Raw genomic sequence first — 15,722 nt, 5'->3', positions numbered from 1 at the left:
CAGCATCCGCCTCTCCAGTGAAGGTTATCCGCATGCAGCAACACGTTCAGCGCCAGGGCGTCATCTACGCCTTGTGCGCCTATACCCTTTGGGGCCTGGCGCCCATCTACTTCAAGACCATCGCCGCCGTGCCGGCCGCCGAGATCCTGACCCATCGCATGATCTGGTCGTGCGCCCTGCTGCTGGTGCTGACCCTGCTCGGCCGCCAGTGGCACAAGGTGCAGGCGGTACTGCGCCAGCCGAAAGTGCTGCTCACCCTGGCCTTTACCTCCATCACGGTCGGCGGCAACTGGCTGCTGTTCATCTGGGCCATCAACAACGGCCACATGCTGGATGCCAGCCTCGGCTACTACATCAACCCGCTGTTCAACGTGCTGCTCGGCATGTTGTTCCTGAGCGAGAAGCTGCGCCGCCTGCAGTGGTGGGCGGTGGGACTGGCGGCGATCGGTGTCGCCATCCAGATCATCGCCTTCGGCTCCCTGCCGTGGATAGCGCTGGTGCTGGCGTCGAGCTTCGCCATCTATGGCCTGATCCGCAAGAAGCTGGCCCTCGACGCGCTGACCGGCCTCTTGATCGAGACCCTGATCATGCTGCCGCCGGCCGCCATCTATTTGTGGGGGGTTGCCGACAGCCCCACCAGCCATCTCACCCAGAATGACTGGCACCTCAACCTGCTGCTGATCGCCGCCGGTGCCGTCACCACGGCGCCGCTGCTCTGCTTCACCGCCGCCGCCACCCGGCTCAAGCTCTCCACCCTGGGTTTCTTCCAGTACATAGGGCCGAGCCTGATGTTCATCCTGGCGGTCACCCTCTATGGCGAGGCGCTGGCGCTGGACAAGATGATCACCTTCGCCTTCATCTGGAGCGCGCTGGTGCTGTTCAGTCTGGACGGGCTGCGCAGCGGCAAACGCCGGCAGGCTGCGGAGCAGGCTTGACGGGACGCCGCCCGGCGCTGCAATAATCTACAAGCCCATGCCCGGGTTTCAGGTTATCAATAGCCGATGAGCGCACCCCAATCCCGCATCCACTACTGGCAATCCCGGCTGCTGCCGGGAGTTGAACTCTCCCACTCCCACCACAGGGAGTTCAGCTATGGCCGCCATGTTCACCTGGACTACCACATAGGTCTGGTGCAGCAGGGCGGCCAGAAATTCATCCACAAGGGCAACAGCCACCACCTGGTGCGTGGCGAGCTCTCCACCGTCAACCCGGACGAGATGCACGACGGCCTCAGCCTGCGGCCGGAAGGGTACGAGGTGCGGGTGTTCGCCATCGCCCCCGAGCAGCTGGCCCGCTGGCTGCCAGACAGCCCGGAACCCTTCTTCGACAAGGGGTTGCAGAGCCGCCCCGACCTCTATCAGGGCTTTGCCCGGCTGCACATGTACCTGGACAACCCCAGCCCCGACGGCCTGCTGGCGGAGAGCCAGCTGCTGGCCCTGCTCGGCGAGCTGCTGCACATCGCCCCCGAGCGCCACGCCCTGGCCGACCCTCAGCTCAGGTACCTGCGCGACTATTTGATGGCCCGGCTGGATCAGCGCCACAGCCTGGAGGATCTGGCCGCCCTGTTCGGACTGGATCGCTTCGCCTTCCTGCGCCAGTTCAAGAAGAAGACCGGCATGACCCCCTATGCCTGGCTCAAGCGACTGCGACTCGAGCAGAGCAAGCGCCTGCTCGGCAGCGGCCTGCCGGTGAGCGAGGTGGCGCTGGCGGTCGGTTTCTTCGATCAGAGTCACTTCCACCACGGCTTTCGCCAGGCGTTCGGCCTCACCCCTGCCGACTTTCGCCAGCAGATGCTGGCCGCCAGCGGGCGCGTCGACTAACTCCGCACTGCAATCTTTTACAATCCGGCGACTCCACAATCCGCCATGCTGTGAACTCGATACTGTCCCAGAGGTTTCCATGTTCACCAGCCTGTTTCTGACCATAGGTCTCATCCATCTCATCGCCCTGGCGAGCCCGGGCCCGGATTTCGCGTTGATCCTGCGCACCAGCCTGCACAGGCCCACCGCACTGGGCGCAGCGCTCGGCATCGCGCTCGCCATCCTGGTGCATGCCACCCTCAGCCTCACCGGCATCAGCCTGCTGATTGCCGAACACCCCTGGCTATTCATCACGGTGAAGGTGGTCGGCGCCCTCTATCTGGGCTGGCTCGGCTGGGGAGCGCTGAAGGCGGCCTGGCACAGCTCGGCCGAGCTCGCCCTGCACGCCGGCGGTGAGGCGCAGGGCTGGCGCAAGGGGGTGCAGCGCGGCATTGCTACCAACCTGCTCAACCCCAAGGCACTGCTGTTCTTCATGGGGCTACTGGCCGCCATGGTGACGCCGCAGGTGGACGGCCTGACTCGCGGCCTGCTGGTGCTGGAGCTGTTCCTGCTCTCCCTGATCTGGTTCGGGGTGCTGGCCTGGAGCCTCTCCACCGTGCGGGCCCAGCGCCTGCTCGGCCGCGTGCAGCGTCCGCTCAACCTGGTCACCGGCCTGCTGTTTGGCGCGGTCAGCCTCTCCATCCTGACCGGCATGGCCGGCGAGGCCTATGCCCTGGTCCTGCACTGACACCCGTGTTCCTGCCATGAAAAAGAGGGATGGCCCGGGCCATCCCTCTTTGCGTTCATTGCTCCTGGCCGGGTAACCGGCCCTCTCACTCACCCTTCATCAGAACCACTGACCGTGGCGCTTGATGTAGAGGGTCTTGACGGTCTGGGTCAGCCCCATGTAGGCCAGCATGGTGATCACCAGCCACATGAAGTACTTGGGCCCATCCAGAGTGATGAAGCCGAAGTGCTCAGCCAGCGGCGAGAACGGCAGGTAGCAGCCGATGGCGATGGCGATCGAGGTGGAGAGCAGCACCGGCAGGGTAGCGGTACTCTGCAGGAAGGGGATCTTGCGGGTACGCAGCATATGCACCACTAGGGTCTGCGACACCAGCCCCTCGATGAACCAGCCTGAGTTCATGATGGCCTGACCGTTGACCAGCGGATCCATGCTGCCGTTGGCGGTGGCATAGAGGGCGCCGGCGCCGAACACGAACCACATCAGGCAGTAGGTGCTGATGTCGAACACCGAGGAGGTCGGGCCGAGCCACAGCATGAAACGCTTGATGTTGCTCGCCTCCCACTTGCGCGGGCGCTTGAGGAACTCGGGGTCCATCTTGTCCCACGGCAGCAGCATCTGGGAGACGTCGTACACCAGGTTCTGGATCAGCATCTGCATCGCCAGCATTGGCGCCCAGGGCAGCCAGGCGGAGGCCACCAGCACCGAGAATACGTTGCCGAAGTTGGAGCTGGCGGTCATGTTGAGGTACTTCAAGATGTTGCCAAAGGTCTCGCGCCCCTTGATCACCCCCTCCTCCAGCACCATCAGGCTCTTCTCCAGCAGGATGATGTCGGCGGTCTCCTTGGCGATGTCGGCACCGCTGTCCACCGAGATCCCCACGTCTGCATCCCGCAGCGCCGGCGCATCGTTGATGCCGTCACCGAGGAAACCGACGGTGTTGCCGTTGGCCTGCAGCGCCTTCACCACCCGCGACTTCTGCAACGGGGTCAGCTTGGCGAAGATGGTGGTCTGCTTGACCGCCTCGCACAGCGCCACGTCGTCCATCCCCTCGATATCCTTGCCGAGCAGCGGCACGCCGGGCGCCAGCCCCACATCACGGCACACCTTGCTGGTGATGATGGGGTTGTCGCCGGTCAGCACCTTGACCGCCACCCCGTACTCGTTCAGCGCACGGATGGCCGGTGCGGCCGAGTCCTTGGGCGGATCGAAGAAGGTGAGGAAGCCGCGCACCACCAGTTTGGCCTCGTCGCGGGTCTGATAGCTCTGCTTGCACTCGTCAGCCGGGATCTCGCGGGTCGCCACGATCAGCACCCGATAGCCCTCGGCGTTGAACTCCTCGCTCTGGCGCAGCAGAGCGCGGCGATCCGCGTCGGTCAGCTCCCTAACCTCCTGGCCATCGGCGATCTCGCTGGAAACGGCCAGCATCTCTTCCACCGCCCCCTTGGAGACCATCAGCTGCTGGCCCAGATCGTCCTGCACAATGACTGACAAGCGGCGGCGCACGAAGTCGAACGGCAGCTCGTCCACCTTGCGGTAGTTGGCCGGCTTGCAGCTCTCCCCCAGCGCATCGGCGTGCTCGACCACCGCGATGTCCATCAGGTTCTTCATGCCGCTCTGGTGAAAGCTGTTGAGCCAGGCCAGCTGCAGGATCCGGTCGTCCCGGTTGCCGCGCACATCGTAGTGGTGCTCGAGGATGATCTTGTCCTGGGTCAGGGTGCCGGTCTTGTCGGTGCAGAGCACATCCATGGCGCCGAAGTTCTGCACCGAGTTGAGCCGCTTCACCACCACCTTGCGCTTGGCCATGGCCACCGCGCCGCGCGCCAGGTTGGCGGAGACGATCATCGGCAGCATCTCGGGGGTGAGCCCCACCGCCACCGCCAGCGCGAAGGTGAGCGCCGACATCCAGTCGCCGCTGCTGACCCCGCTCAGCATAAAGACGATGGGCACCATCACCAGCATGAAGCGGATCAGCAGCCTGGTGACGCTGTTCACGCCGCGATCGAAGCTGGTCTCGATGCGCTTGTGGCTCACCACGTTGCGGGCCAGCGAACCGAAATAGGTGTCGCTGCCGGTGGCCACCACCACGGCGCGGGCGGTACCGCTCACCACGTTGGTGCCCATGAAGCAGATGTTGGGCAGATCGAGCAATCCTGCCTCCCCTGCGCCGGTACCGTCCGCCGATTTGCCGGCCACGGCGCCCAGGGTGTCGTACTTCTCCACCGGCAGCGCTTCGCCGGTCAGCACCGCCTGGCTGATGAAGAGATCGCGCGATTCGATCAGCTTGATGTCGGCCGGGATCATGTCTCCCGCCTGCAGGTGCACTATGTCACCAGCCACCAGCTCGGTCATCGCTACCTCCTTGCGCTGGGGGGCGACTCCCGGCGAGGGGCGACGCTGCACGGTGGCGGTGTTGCGCACCAGCGACTTGAGCGCCTCTGCCGCCTTGGCGGAGCGGTACTCCTGCCAGAAGCGCAGCAAGCCGCTCAGCCCCACCATGACGCCGAGGATGATCACCTTGACCCAGTCCTCGTCGCCCGGCTCGGCCATCAGCACGTCCATCACGTAGCTGACCAGCCCGAGCACGATCAGCACCATCACGAAAGGGTTCTTGAACGCCTGCAGCAGCTGGATCAGCGCGTGGGGCGGCTTGTCGTGGGTCACCTCGTTGGGACCAAACTGGATCAGGCGGTTGGCGGCCTCGGTCGCGGTGAGGCCGTCGATGTTGCCGCGCACGGCAGTGAGGGTGTACTCGAGGGATTTGTCGGCCTCGTCGAGCACCCGGGAGGAGAGCTTCTCCTTCTGGCTGCCCGGGGCGACGAACCCTCTCTGCTTGTGCCGGCTGGCGGTATGTTGTTGCTTCATGACTCTTTATCCTGATTTTTACGCGCAGGCGGGCGCTGTCGCGGGCCGGGCCTGGCGTCAGTACTGAAATCGAAGGCTGTGAACCCAACACAATGCCGGCACGGTCAATCGCCGCGCGCAGGGCGGCCCGTCAGACACATGTCTGCCGTCGTGCCAACCGGCATGGTTAGGTCGGATCAGGGGTCAGGACACCGCATCCCGTCCCGCAGGGATCAGGAGTGGGCTGGCGTGGACCCCGAGGGTCTAGGTTTGGGCTCTTCGGTCATGGCGGTTCCTCCGAGTTGGGCTGCAGCAAGCCGGCCCGACATCTCGAGGGCACGGCTGGTCATCACCGGCGGGCAAATCCGCGCGGCGCGCATTATCGACAGGGCATGAATCGCGACGACGGCGACTCATTGCACAAAAGAAGATCTGGATAACGGCAAGCAACCATAACGGCATGATGGTCGAACAATAACGAGCGGCGGCTCATGGGCCGGTTAAGCAGGGAAACAACCGCACCCCATGAATATATTTCAAAATCGCCAAGGCATATTTTGAAATATATATGACAGAAACTTTCATTATTTAAATTCGCAACCCGCCCTATCGAAAACAATATTGTTTTCAATACACACGGTTCATCCTGTTATTTCACGCCAGCCTGGCTGACCATGCTCACGAAGAAACCTTCGAGCGGCCATGACGGGCAGACACGTACCCATTACCAAGGGCTCACGTGACAAGGCGTGCAATTGCTGGGGCGCGAGGCGGCATGGCTCGCAGAGGGAGTGGAACAATCCGGGGAGCAACGCAGGTCCCGGCGGGACTGGGTTGCAAGAGTCGGGATGACTCGCTAGATGCCACACTCTGAGCGATCAGAGTGAGGGAGAAGAAGGGATATCAACCTCAGTTCTGATTAGCCCACATCGCGCTGTGCAATCGGCTACAACTGTCGCTGTCCATAATATCCTTCCACCTGTTGATAACACGCCAAGATTCTACCCAGAAATATGGGGTGGCGCAAAATATAAATTCATCTTTCGTCATCAAATTCCAATTAAGGATGGCAGAGATATTAATTATTGCGCGAAAACGGATTCATCCTCATTTCGCTCTGCAACGCAGGGTTAATTGATCTGGATGGGGTTTTGCCCGAATTTTCCGGCCATCCACCGGATCCGGGCTGGAATCGGACTCAATGTGGGAATAGGATGCACGGCTTCCATCCATGACGCACAGGAAACAACAGGCATGAATCGAAAATGGTCGCTCCCCATCGTGGCAATCGCGGGGGGAGCGTTACTCTGGCTCGGCAACACCTTTGGTATGAAATGGGCTCTGATGGCCCTGATCGGATTCGGCTTCGGCTTCACCCTCTCCTTCAGCCGCTTCGGCATCGTGTTCGGTTGGCGCGAGATGCTGACTAAGCGCAACAGCTACTACGTGCGGATTCACCTGCTCACCATCGCCATCGAAATTCTGCTGTTCACCTGCTTCCTCTCCTTTAGCCACGCCCTGTTTGGCGATGCCATGGTGGGCAACGTGATGGCCATCGGCATTCCCTTCATCGTCGGCGCCTTCCTGTTCGGCATCGGCATGCAGCTGGCGGGCGTCTGCGCCACCGGCACCCTCTACTGCTGCGGCGAGGGGCAACCCCGCTTCTGGCTGGTGCTGCTCTGCTACGGCATCGGCACCCTCATCAGCAACCAGTTCCGCCCCGAGCTGGAGACCACCTTCTCCAGCCATGTGGTGCTGGCAAAAGACCTGACCGGCAATATCTGGAGCGGTATGCTGCTCAACCTGGCGCTGGTCGCCGCGCTGTTCCTGCTGTTTCGCAAGAGCGAACTCAAGCGCACCGGTGAGCTCAAGCCCCTCTTCAGCGGCGGCAACCTGTTCTGGCGCGATGGCCGCTTCACCGTGCTGACCGGCGGCATCATCATAGCTCTGCTCAACTCGTCCGTGGTCGCCCTGCACGGCTCTGCCTGGACCATCACAGGCGCCGTCTATGACATGGCGCTGCGCGGTGCCTCCCTGTTCGGTCTGTTCGAGGGGCACCCCAAGCTGGCCCAGCCGCTCTTCATCAACCCCATGGTCGGCATGTTCTGGCTGGGGATCCTGGGGGCCATGCTGGCGCGCTGCATCAGCGGTGGCGGCCAATTCGCCCCGATGCGGCTCGGCAACAGCCTGGCCTCCATCCTCGGCGGCCTGCTGATGGGGATGGGCGCCATGTACAGCGCCTGCAACCTTGGCGGCTTCTTCGACGGCACGGCATCGGGCAGCCTGCACGGCTGGGTCTGGATGCTGATGGCCCTCGCCGGCAGCCTGATCGGCATCCGCCTGCGCCCGCTGTTCAAGCTCTGATAAAACAACGGGATGGCGCGGTTAAACGCCATCCCGCCACTATTCCCCTTCCACGCCGGTGCGCCGATCCCACGCAGCCCCCCAACCCCCTCTTCTCTATCTCAGTCCTTTAAACAACAGCAACAGGGCAAAACCGGTGAACATCACCGCCGACAGCCGGTTGATCCCCCTGGCGAAGCGTTCGCCATAGCCTTGCGCCCCTACCCAGTGGAACACCAAGCAGTAGCCGCCATGCACCACCAGCACCACGGCGCTGAAGGTGACCGCCAGCAGCATGCACTGACCCAGCGCCCCGTGTTGAAAGTCGATGAACTGGGGGAACAGGCTGGTGAAGAAGATGATCGCCTTGGGGTTGAGCAGGCTGATGAGCGCCCCTTTGATGAAGCTGCGACGGCAATCCCGATCCGGCCCGGCCCCCGGCACCGGGCTCACCGCCCGCTGGCGCCAGGAGTTGAGCCCCAGATAGAGCAGGTAGAGCGCACCGCCCAGGGTGAGGATCTGCTGGCCCGCGGCCAGCCAGCGGGTGAACCAGAGCACCGCCAGCGAGGCCAGGCTCGCCACCAGCAGGATGCCCACCGCCACCCCGCAAAAGCCGGCGATGGCATGGCGAGCACCCCGGGTCAGGGTGTTGCCTATGGTGTAGATCACGGCGGGCCCCGGGCTCAGCACTGTGCCGATGGCGAGCAGCAGATAGAGGGCGTAATAGTCGAGCGTCATCGAGAGAGATTCCAGCGTGGATTGGCTGCCGCCCAGTATATTGACAGCCGCGACGCCAGCCAGACATAGTGGCGCCGGGCTTTATAAACCAGGAGTTTAGAGTGGACCGCTTGACCGCCATCGAGATCTTCGTCGAGGTTGCCCGCGCGGGCAGTTTCGCCGCCGTGTCGGAGCGCTTCGCGATGACGCCGGCCATGATCGGCAAGTACATCAAGTGGCTGGAGGCCAGAGTCGGCTCCCGCCTGCTCAATCGCAACACCCGTTGCCAGAGCCTGACCGAGGCGGGCCAGGAATACCTCGCCGGCTGCCAGAGCCTGCTGCAACACTACCGGGAGCTGGAGCAGAACACCCTGGCCAATACCGGCCAGGCGGCGGGCAGGATCCGCATCAATGCACCCGTTACCTTCGGCAGCTACCGGCTGACGCCGCTGCTGTGCCGCTTCATGGAGCGCTACCCGCAGATCCGCATCGAGCTGGATCTGTCGGATCGGCTGGTGGACGTCATCGGCGACGGCTTCGACCTCATCTTCCGGATCGGCCAGCCCAAGGATGCCGGCTACATCGCCCGGCCACTGACCAGCACGGGCTCGGTGTTTTGCGCCTCGCCAGACTATCTGCAACGCCACGGCACTCCCCTCACGCTGGCGGATCTGGCCAGCCACCACTGCCTGGGATTCAGCCCCTGGCTCGGCCAGTCGCGCCTGGCCGAAGCCTTTCCCCTCGAACAGCTGCACCTGTGGGACAGCCCCTTCATCAGCAACCACGGCGGCGCCCTCAAGGTGGCCGCCCTCAACCACGCCGGCATCCTGCTGCAGCCACGCGCCCTGCTGAGCGAGGAGCTGGCGCGCGGCACCCTGCAGGAGATCCTGGCGGATGCGCTGCCCGCCCCGCGCCCGGTCAACCTGCTCTACCCGGCCAGGGAGCCGCTGCCGCTGCGCCTGCGGTTGCTCATCGACTACCTGATCGAGCTGCGCCACCAGCTGTAGGGCGCAGCCCTACTCGCCGCGCTGCTTCACCCGGCGCAGATAGACATAGCCCTCCCCCGGGCTGCCCCAGCGCTGATGGGCATCGGTGTCATAGGCCCGATCCAGCAGTCGCACACTGTGGGGGCCGATCCAGAGGTATTGCACCAGGGTGCTGGCACCGCCGAAATTGGTGGAGCAGCTGCCCACCTTGCTGTGGCCGGCGTATTCCCCCGACGGCTGGCGAGTCAGCCAGATCTCGCAGCCCTGGCGCAGGGAGAGCTGTTGCGGGGTGAGGGAGTCGAGCAGTTCGGGCCGGCGCCAGGCACCGGCAAAGTCGATGGCTCGCGGCATGGTCAGCTCGGCCATCAGGATGCGGCCATCGGGCACCAGCGAGAAGCGATAGATGCGCTGGCGAAACGGGCGCACCGCCCGCTCGGTCAGGAACTGCTCGGCATAGACCCAGCGAAAGCCCTTGTAGCCGGGCCAGATCTCCACCAGCCGCAGCTCGGCACTGGTAAAGCGGCTGTCGTAGCTGGCCTGCTCGCGGCTGGAGAACTCGCCGGTAAACCAGGAGAGCAGCGGCTCCATGCTGGCAGGCTGCGTCGTGGTGGTGCTGTCAGGGGGCGTGGTGACGAAGGGGCCGGGTGCCGCCCAGGCCAGGCAGGAGAAGAGCAGCCCCCACAGGGCCGTCATCAGGCTGGTCATCGAATCCTTCCGAATCAGTGTCATGGCGGCGATTATATGAGCGAACGGCGTCAATATCCGCAACCTTGATCAAATGATTGCCGATCCGAAGCAAAATCATCGTATTAGCGTCATGTCCCGGCAATCGGGTAGCCATCGACGCCAGGCTGGACCCTGCCTGAACACCCCGCATTCTGTCCTTGTGGGCGCTCTTTGAATCGGTTATCTCTCTTGCCATGCCCTGTGCAGCGGATGCCAGGGTCGGACAAGCAGCGCAATCAGGAGCAAGAGATGAAGAGAGCCGTAATCGCGGGCATGGTGGCCATTCTGCTGAGTGGCTGCGCGGTGAAGAACCAGGTCTCCCACAGCCTGCAGGCGATCCCGCTGACCGCCTTCCAGCAGAGTGAAAGCAACCCCAACCAGCGCATCTACAAGGAGCCCGGCGTGGATCTGCGCCAATACAATGAGGTGCTGCTCGATCCGCTCCAGTTTATCCGGCAGGAAAATGGCCAGTGGTATCTGCTGACCGCCAACGAGCAGAACGAGATCGGCCGCTACTACCACGCCACCTTCCAGCGCGAGCTGATGAGCCACGGCGTCAAGATTGCCACCGCCCCCGGCCCCGGCGTGCTCCGGGTGCAGGCCGCCATCACCAACTTCGACCTGACCCGGCCCGACCCCAAGCTGCGGGATCTGCTGCCCGCCAAGATCGCCATCAACGTCACCCGCGAGGTGATCGGCAAGGAGCCCTATCTGCTCAGGGTGGGCAGCATGGCCCAGCTGCTCGACTCCCAAAGCGGCAAGCTGCTGGTGCGGGTGATGGATGCACGCGAGAGCCCGGACACCACCCACAAGGAGAGCCCCATCACCGCCGGCGAGATGGCGAAAATGATCGACCAGTGGGCCGCCGGCCGCGCCAAGCAGCTGGCCGACAACCTGGGTCGCTGAACGGGCCGGCCGCCTCCCAAAAGGGGGGCTTTTGGAGCCATGACAGCTGCGTTATCGCCTGAATGTTGATAAGGTCATTACTTTATTGGCTGGAGAAAAAGATATGAAAAAAGCGCTGTTTCCCATTCTGGTTGCCGGCCTGCTGAGCGCCTGCAGCATGGCTCCACAGCAGCAGGAGTGCGCCCCCATGGCCGGCGGATGGCAGAGTCAGCCGTTGCCGAACGCCGGCGCCGAAGCGGCGCTGGCCAGCGTGCTGGCGCGCATGAACACCTCCGCCAGGCTGGAGCGCATTCTCGAGGTGCGCAGCCAGGTGGTCTCCGGGATCAACTACGACATCGCCTTCCAGCTCGACAACGGCGAGGTGTGGAATACCCGCGTCTATCGGGATCTCGCCGGCCACTACCAGATGGCCCGGCCGGCCGCCCAGGGGGAACTGCCCGCCATGCCTTGCGTCAAGGCCAAATAGCCGCGACCATCGGGTCCCTCGCCAGAGGGGCTCATCTGACCAGCAAATCTCTGCTGTTCTCCCCGCACTCCGGCAGTCAGGATGACCCTTCCCGTGACCACATCCCCATAGAAAAGGAACCACTATGACCCGTCACCCCAGCATCAAGCACTGGCGCGAGCTGCAGGAGCCCGAACCCGGCCGCTACTCCGGCAGCGAGGAGCCGCTCTCTCTGGGCAGTGCCCTCGGCAGACACTACGGCTTTGCCCGTCTCGGCATTCACCACGAGCTGCTGCCGCCGGGCCGGCGCACCAGCTGGCCTCACGCCGAGGAGACAGAGGACGAGTTCGTCCACGTGCTGGAAGGCACTCCGGATGTCTGGCTCGACGGCGTGCTCCATCGGCTGCAACCCGGTGACTCGGTCGGCTTCAAGGCGGGAGACGGGCTGGCCCATACCTTCATCAACAATACCGATCAGCCGGTGCGGCTGCTCTGCGTGGGCGACACCGATCGGGCGGACAACCACATCCACTACGCCCTGCACCCTGAGCGCAACCGCTTCATCGGTGCGCGGCACTGGGATACGGTACCCGAGCGCGAGCTGGGGGATCACGACGGCCTGCCCGACCAGCTGCGCGAGCGCAACGGCCCCTTCTAGGCCGCCGCGGCCGGCCCCTGGTCGGCAAGCGGACGCAACCGACTATCCTTGATGGACCCAAGGCAACGAGGAAGAGAGATGAAGACAGGAACAGTGCGACTGCATCGGGTGCTCAAGGCGCCGCCGATGCGGATCTACCGGGCCTTTATCGAGGCCGATGCGCTGGCCAAATGGCTGCCACCCCACGGCTTCACCTGCCAGGTGGAACAGCTGGAGGCCAGGGTCGGCGGCCACTTCCGGATGGCGTTCACCCAGTTCGGCAACGGCCACAGCCACGCCTTTGGCGGCGAATACCTGGAGCTCGAACCGGGCAAGCGCATTCGCTACACCGACAGCTTCGACGACCCCAACCTGCCGGGGGTGATGCACGTGACCGTGATCCTGACCGGGGTGGTGTGCGGCACCGAACTCGTCATCGTGCAGGAGGGGATCCCCGCAGCCATCCCGGTGGAGATGTGCTATCTCGGCTGGCAGGAGTCCCTGGCCCAGCTGGCGGCCCTGGTGGAGCCGGAGATCCCGCCGGGCTGAGTGACGCCCACGAAAAAGCCTGCCAGCCGGCAGGCTTTTTTTATTGCTGGCGGCCTGTGCGCCAAACCATCATCCGGGCTCAGCGGCCGGGGGCCTTGTCCAGCGGGAAGGCGAAGAGATCGCGGCGAAAGGTCTCGACCACCAGGCTGAACGGCACGCCATCCCCCCGTGAGAGGATGGCCCTATGCTGCAGCACCCGCTCGGGGATCACCAGCGGCTGGTCACTGCTGGTGAGGGTGGGCATCTGCATCTCCCAACCGGTCGGCAGGGGGGCCCACAGCAGGGTGGAAGAGAGGGTCCGGCGGCTGAAGTTCAGCGCCTTGACGGCCAGGCCAAACGGGGTATCGCTGGTGTCGAGGAGCCGGTTCATCTCGGGTGTGAGGCGGCTTTGCACGTACCAGTTGTCCGCTTCGGAGAAGACATGATCGCCGCAGGCGAGCTGTACCCGGCGATAGCCGACGGGCTCGTCGGCCGCGATCTTGAGCTGCTCGCGGACGGCGGCGTCGGCCGGTTTGCGGGTATCCTGATCACGCAGGGCGCGGATGCGCGGCTCACCGGCCATCCGGTGGTCGGCGCACCAGTTCTGCAGGGTGACGGTGGCGCTCGGGTTGCTGAGCAGGGTGGCATTGAGGGTCTGCAGCAGCGCCTGCGCCTTGAGACGGGTGACGGGGGTGTCGGGCCAGCTTGCGGCGACGCTTTCCTGCGCCTGCACGGCGCCATGGCACAGCAAGGCCGCCAGCATCATTACTCGGATCTTCATGTTTCTCTTACCCTTTCTACTTTGACGCCGGATTGTAACCGCGCGAGGGCCGAAGACCACGCCTTTATGCCCAGAGCCGTCGCCAGCAACCATGCCGCTAGATCCGGCTCGTCCCCCGTTCGCGGATAAAAAAGCCTGCCAGCGGGCAGGCTTTTTCGCACCAGAGTCCGGCTTATTGCAGCTTGATGGCGCCCAGGTAATCCCCCTTGCCAAGCTCGACCCCGGCCTGGCGCAGCAGGGCATAGGTCATGGTGAGGTGGAAGTAGAAGTTGGGGATGCCGTACTCGTGCACGCAGGTGTGGCCGTCCATTCCCTTGCCACCGGCCCAGTAGGGGGTGTAGTGGCCGCTCGCATACTGGCTGAAGTCGGCATCCAGCTTGCTCTGCAGATAGGTGAGGGTCTTGGCCACATGGGCGCGCAGATCCGCCATGGTCTTGGGGTCATCCCCCAGCACCGGCGGCTCGCTCAGGCTGGCAGTGGCCACCACGGCACGGGCGCTGTCGCAGCAGATCAGCACCTGCTTGGCCAGCGGCAGCATGTCGACGATGAGCCGCTCATTGAAGAAGTTCTCCACGTTGAACTTCTTGGCGGCGGCATGGGCCTCGGCCTTGGCCAGACAGTGGTCGAGGTTGGTCAGCATCTTGATAAACTGGGCGGCGATCTCACGATTCATAATGCGCTCTCGGTTGGTTGAAGGCGGTTGCACGAGCGGCATCCACTATAGCGTATCCCCCCGTTTGTTCGAGCCCGCCCCCGCAAAATGCCGGCCCCGGCCAGTTGCCCAGCGACAGGATTGGACGACCCCTGCGGCTGCCGATATGCCGAGGCCCTCTTTGGCTCTTTTTTGATCTGTGACATGCATCACTCTTTTACAGGGGCGTAGGCTGATTCGCGCAGCCCGGGCATGTCGCCGGGCACCACAAAAGGAGAGTGCCATGAAAATCTATGACCGAAACCGCAATGCGCTCACACCGGGTCAGCGGGTGATGATCGCCGCCACCGGCGCCGTCGACGTACTGAAAGAGGCCCACACCGACAACCTGACCCCCTATCAGGCCGAGCACCAGCAGTGCGTGCTGCTGGCCAACTCCCGGGAGCGCTACGCCCCCATCGAGTTGATTAGACTAGGCTGATACCCCGCGTTACCTGTCACCCTACTCTTTACAATTCACCCGGCCGCCGCGCCCCGTCAGTGGCCGGGTTTCTGATCTCCCTTCCCTATGTGACCCCAGCTTCTACGCAGGTTCGAGCAAGGATGCGTCAATCAACCTTGGCCCCTGCGGATCCGGGCGACAGGATGGAGCCCTCCATGCGATTGATTACCAGCAGTGAATTTTGATATTCATTTGATGCTATTTCAGTGCACTTTCTACCGCCCTAGACTGCTTCTCGAACCTTAACGAGGAGTCTTGTATGAAACTCATCCATATTACTTTGCTGGCCGGCACCATAACTTCGACCCTCTCTTTCAACACCTTCGCCGGTGACCTGGTCTCGGTGCAGTTCAGCGATGGTCGCCCCGCCGTGACCGGAGTCGAGGCGGTCAATAAAGCGCTCAACCCCATCGGTGTCAACGTGGTCACCGTCGACATCCCAGACGCCGCCAGGCCGCTGCTGGAGGCCTCCCACCGCCGCGCGTTGACCCGGGCGGAGCACGGCGCCCTGATTGCAGCCTTCAACCTGAGTCAGGGGGAGCTGCTGGAGCAGGCCAGGCTCGCAGGGCGCGAGCCCGCGGTGCAAGGGGGTGGCGTCGCCACCGAAGAGACAGGCGTCGGCCCCTACCCCAAGGTCTATGACCTGATGGCGCTGGACGAGCGCACCCGCAGCGCCGTGCTCGGCAAATATGGCCGCATGCACGTCAACTCTGCGGAAGACGGCACCGATATCGACGAGGTGATGACGGTGGTCAGCGGCGGGCCGTTCCGCTGGGGCTTTACCCTCAAAGACGGCAGCATCGCCCGCTTCCAGATCGACAAGGTGGGCCTGGAGGACAAGGCCGTGCGGATCAGCTATCACGGGCTGGGCATGCACGCCGGACTGATGGATGCCAAACAGGGGCTGCTGGTGGCCTTCGCCCACGGCCCCAGGGAGTTCACCATGCGCTACCAGGCCGACGTGCCCCACGCCCAGCTGCTCGGCACCAACCCCTGGGCCGATGTCGGCATCAGCCTGCCCCCCGCCCCCAGCAAGGTGCAATAAGCCTTCGCGCGGCACCGGGCGGTCGGGTCAAGGCCCTGCCGCCCTTGTTGCATATCTCTCTTTCCT

The 15,722-nt window shown here is 63.8% G+C and carries 16 protein-coding genes; 11 read left to right on the top strand and 5 right to left on the bottom strand.

Going from position 1 to position 15,722, the window contains the following annotated elements; all coding sequences use genetic code 11:
• Positions 1–32: 32 nt before the first annotated feature.
• The 3 genes from rarD (at position 33) to PG897_RS14045 (ending at position 2,547) form a co-directional block, all read left to right on the top strand.
• Positions 33–935, top strand: a complete 903-nt coding sequence (gene rarD, locus PG897_RS14055; protein WP_201882221.1) for an EamA family transporter RarD — start codon at positions 33–35, stop codon at positions 933–935.
• A gap of 66 nt (positions 936–1,001) precedes the next feature.
• Positions 1,002–1,820 (top strand): AraC family transcriptional regulator, encoded by an 819-nt coding sequence (locus PG897_RS14050; protein WP_095591811.1) that lies wholly within the window; start codon positions 1,002–1,004, stop codon positions 1,818–1,820.
• A 79-nt stretch (positions 1,821–1,899) separates the two neighbouring features.
• On the top strand, positions 1,900–2,547 hold the full coding sequence (locus PG897_RS14045) for a LysE family translocator (protein ID WP_045790883.1): 648 nt from the start codon (positions 1,900–1,902) through the stop codon (positions 2,545–2,547).
• Positions 2,548–2,646: 99 nt separating this feature from the next.
• Here the strand turns inward: PG897_RS14045 and mgtA are convergent, their stop codons facing one another.
• The gene (gene mgtA, locus PG897_RS14040) at positions 2,647–5,409 is read right to left on the bottom strand and encodes a magnesium-translocating P-type ATPase (protein WP_201882228.1); all 2,763 of its coding nucleotides are present in this window, start codon (positions 5,407–5,409) and stop codon (positions 2,647–2,649) included.
• A 1,233-nt stretch (positions 5,410–6,642) separates the two neighbouring features.
• Between mgtA and PG897_RS14035 the strand changes: the two genes are divergently transcribed.
• Complete coding sequence (locus tag PG897_RS14035) at positions 6,643–7,752, top strand: YeeE/YedE thiosulfate transporter family protein (protein WP_201883108.1); 1,110 nt, start codon at positions 6,643–6,645, stop codon at positions 7,750–7,752.
• 96 nt (positions 7,753–7,848) lie between these two features.
• Here PG897_RS14035 and PG897_RS14030 read toward each other — a convergent pair whose 3' ends face one another.
• Positions 7,849–8,469 (bottom strand): LysE family translocator, encoded by a 621-nt coding sequence (locus PG897_RS14030; protein WP_005307702.1) that lies wholly within the window; start codon positions 8,467–8,469, stop codon positions 7,849–7,851.
• A gap of 101 nt (positions 8,470–8,570) precedes the next feature.
• On the opposite strand from PG897_RS14030, the gene PG897_RS14025 reads away from it, so the two are divergent.
• Positions 8,571–9,455 (top strand): LysR family transcriptional regulator, encoded by an 885-nt coding sequence (locus PG897_RS14025; protein WP_201883110.1) that lies wholly within the window; start codon positions 8,571–8,573, stop codon positions 9,453–9,455.
• Positions 9,456–9,464: 9 nt separating this feature from the next.
• Here PG897_RS14025 and PG897_RS14020 read toward each other — a convergent pair whose 3' ends face one another.
• Positions 9,465–10,139 (bottom strand): chromophore lyase CpcT/CpeT, encoded by a 675-nt coding sequence (locus PG897_RS14020; protein WP_201883112.1) that lies wholly within the window; start codon positions 10,137–10,139, stop codon positions 9,465–9,467.
• A gap of 270 nt (positions 10,140–10,409) precedes the next feature.
• Between PG897_RS14020 and PG897_RS14015 the strand changes: the two genes are divergently transcribed.
• The 4 genes from PG897_RS14015 to PG897_RS14000 all read left to right on the top strand — a co-directional run bounded on the left by PG897_RS14015 (position 10,410) and on the right by PG897_RS14000 (position 12,697).
• Positions 10,410–11,066, top strand: coding sequence for a DUF3313 domain-containing protein (locus PG897_RS14015; RefSeq protein ID WP_017788679.1), 657 nt, complete (start codon positions 10,410–10,412; stop codon positions 11,064–11,066).
• Positions 11,067–11,169: 103 nt separating this feature from the next.
• Entirely contained in the window at positions 11,170–11,532 is a 363-nt protein-coding gene (locus PG897_RS14010) for a cystatin family protein (protein ID WP_201883114.1), read from the top strand.
• A 124-nt stretch (positions 11,533–11,656) separates the two neighbouring features.
• Entirely contained in the window at positions 11,657–12,169 is a 513-nt protein-coding gene (locus PG897_RS14005; protein WP_117405644.1) for a cupin domain-containing protein, read from the top strand.
• Positions 12,170–12,247: 78 nt separating this feature from the next.
• Positions 12,248–12,697: an SRPBCC family protein gene (locus PG897_RS14000; RefSeq protein WP_005307686.1), complete on the top strand. Its 450-nt coding sequence runs from the start codon at positions 12,248–12,250 to the stop codon at positions 12,695–12,697.
• A gap of 79 nt (positions 12,698–12,776) precedes the next feature.
• Here the strand turns inward: PG897_RS14000 and PG897_RS13995 are convergent, their stop codons facing one another.
• Positions 12,777–13,442: a hypothetical protein gene (locus PG897_RS13995; protein WP_333563746.1), complete on the bottom strand. Its 666-nt coding sequence runs from the start codon at positions 13,440–13,442 to the stop codon at positions 12,777–12,779.
• A 187-nt stretch (positions 13,443–13,629) separates the two neighbouring features.
• Entirely contained in the window at positions 13,630–14,130 is a 501-nt protein-coding gene (locus PG897_RS13990) for a DUF1993 domain-containing protein (RefSeq protein ID WP_017778633.1), read from the bottom strand.
• Between the two features lie 262 nt (positions 14,131–14,392).
• On the opposite strand from PG897_RS13990, the gene ydfZ reads away from it, so the two are divergent.
• Both ydfZ and PG897_RS13980 read left to right on the top strand, forming a co-directional pair.
• Positions 14,393–14,590 carry a putative selenium delivery protein YdfZ gene (gene ydfZ / locus PG897_RS13985; RefSeq protein ID WP_042050281.1) on the top strand — a complete coding sequence of 66 codons (198 nt, stop codon included), beginning with the start codon at positions 14,393–14,395 and terminating at the stop codon, positions 14,588–14,590.
• Between the two features lie 280 nt (positions 14,591–14,870).
• On the top strand, positions 14,871–15,656 hold the full coding sequence (locus PG897_RS13980; RefSeq protein WP_201883116.1) for a hypothetical protein: 786 nt from the start codon (positions 14,871–14,873) through the stop codon (positions 15,654–15,656).
• Positions 15,657–15,722: the final 66 nt, after the last annotated feature.

It is taken from the genome of Aeromonas sp. QDB20, assembly GCF_027707805.1.
GTDB lineage: Bacteria > Pseudomonadota > Gammaproteobacteria > Enterobacterales > Aeromonadaceae > Aeromonas > Aeromonas dhakensis.
The sequence above is the reverse complement of the archived record's forward strand: the minus strand, read 5'-3'. Positions and strand labels throughout refer to the sequence as shown.

Bases quoted from the DNA above. Each gene is read 5' to 3' on its own strand.
- PG897_RS13980 (WP_201883116.1), top strand. From the start codon at position 14,871: ATGAAACTCATCCATATTACTTTGCTGGCCGGCACCATAACTTCGACC.
- PG897_RS14015 (WP_017788679.1), top strand. From the start codon at position 10,410: ATGAAGAGAGCCGTAATCGCGGGCATGGTGGCCATTCTGCTGAGTGGC.
- PG897_RS14030 (WP_005307702.1), bottom strand. From the start codon at position 8,469: ATGACGCTCGACTATTACGCCCTCTATCTGCTGCTCGCCATCGGCACA.
- PG897_RS14050 (WP_095591811.1), top strand. From the start codon at position 1,002: ATGAGCGCACCCCAATCCCGCATCCACTACTGGCAATCCCGGCTGCTG.
- rarD (WP_201882221.1), top strand. From the start codon at position 33: ATGCAGCAACACGTTCAGCGCCAGGGCGTCATCTACGCCTTGTGCGCC.
- mgtA (WP_201882228.1), bottom strand. From the start codon at position 5,409: ATGAAGCAACAACATACCGCCAGCCGGCACAAGCAGAGAGGGTTCGTC.
- PG897_RS14020 (WP_201883112.1), bottom strand. From the start codon at position 10,139: ATGACCAGCCTGATGACGGCCCTGTGGGGGCTGCTCTTCTCCTGCCTG.
- PG897_RS14000 (WP_005307686.1), top strand. From the start codon at position 12,248: ATGAAGACAGGAACAGTGCGACTGCATCGGGTGCTCAAGGCGCCGCCG.
- PG897_RS13990 (WP_017778633.1), bottom strand. From the start codon at position 14,130: ATGAATCGTGAGATCGCCGCCCAGTTTATCAAGATGCTGACCAACCTC.
- PG897_RS14035 (WP_201883108.1), top strand. From the start codon at position 6,643: ATGAATCGAAAATGGTCGCTCCCCATCGTGGCAATCGCGGGGGGAGCG.
- PG897_RS13995 (WP_333563746.1), bottom strand. From the start codon at position 13,442: ATGATGCTGGCGGCCTTGCTGTGCCATGGCGCCGTGCAGGCGCAGGAA.
- PG897_RS14010 (WP_201883114.1), top strand. From the start codon at position 11,170: ATGAAAAAAGCGCTGTTTCCCATTCTGGTTGCCGGCCTGCTGAGCGCC.
- PG897_RS14045 (WP_045790883.1), top strand. From the start codon at position 1,900: ATGTTCACCAGCCTGTTTCTGACCATAGGTCTCATCCATCTCATCGCC.
- PG897_RS14005 (WP_117405644.1), top strand. From the start codon at position 11,657: ATGACCCGTCACCCCAGCATCAAGCACTGGCGCGAGCTGCAGGAGCCC.
- ydfZ (WP_042050281.1), top strand. From the start codon at position 14,393: ATGAAAATCTATGACCGAAACCGCAATGCGCTCACACCGGGTCAGCGG.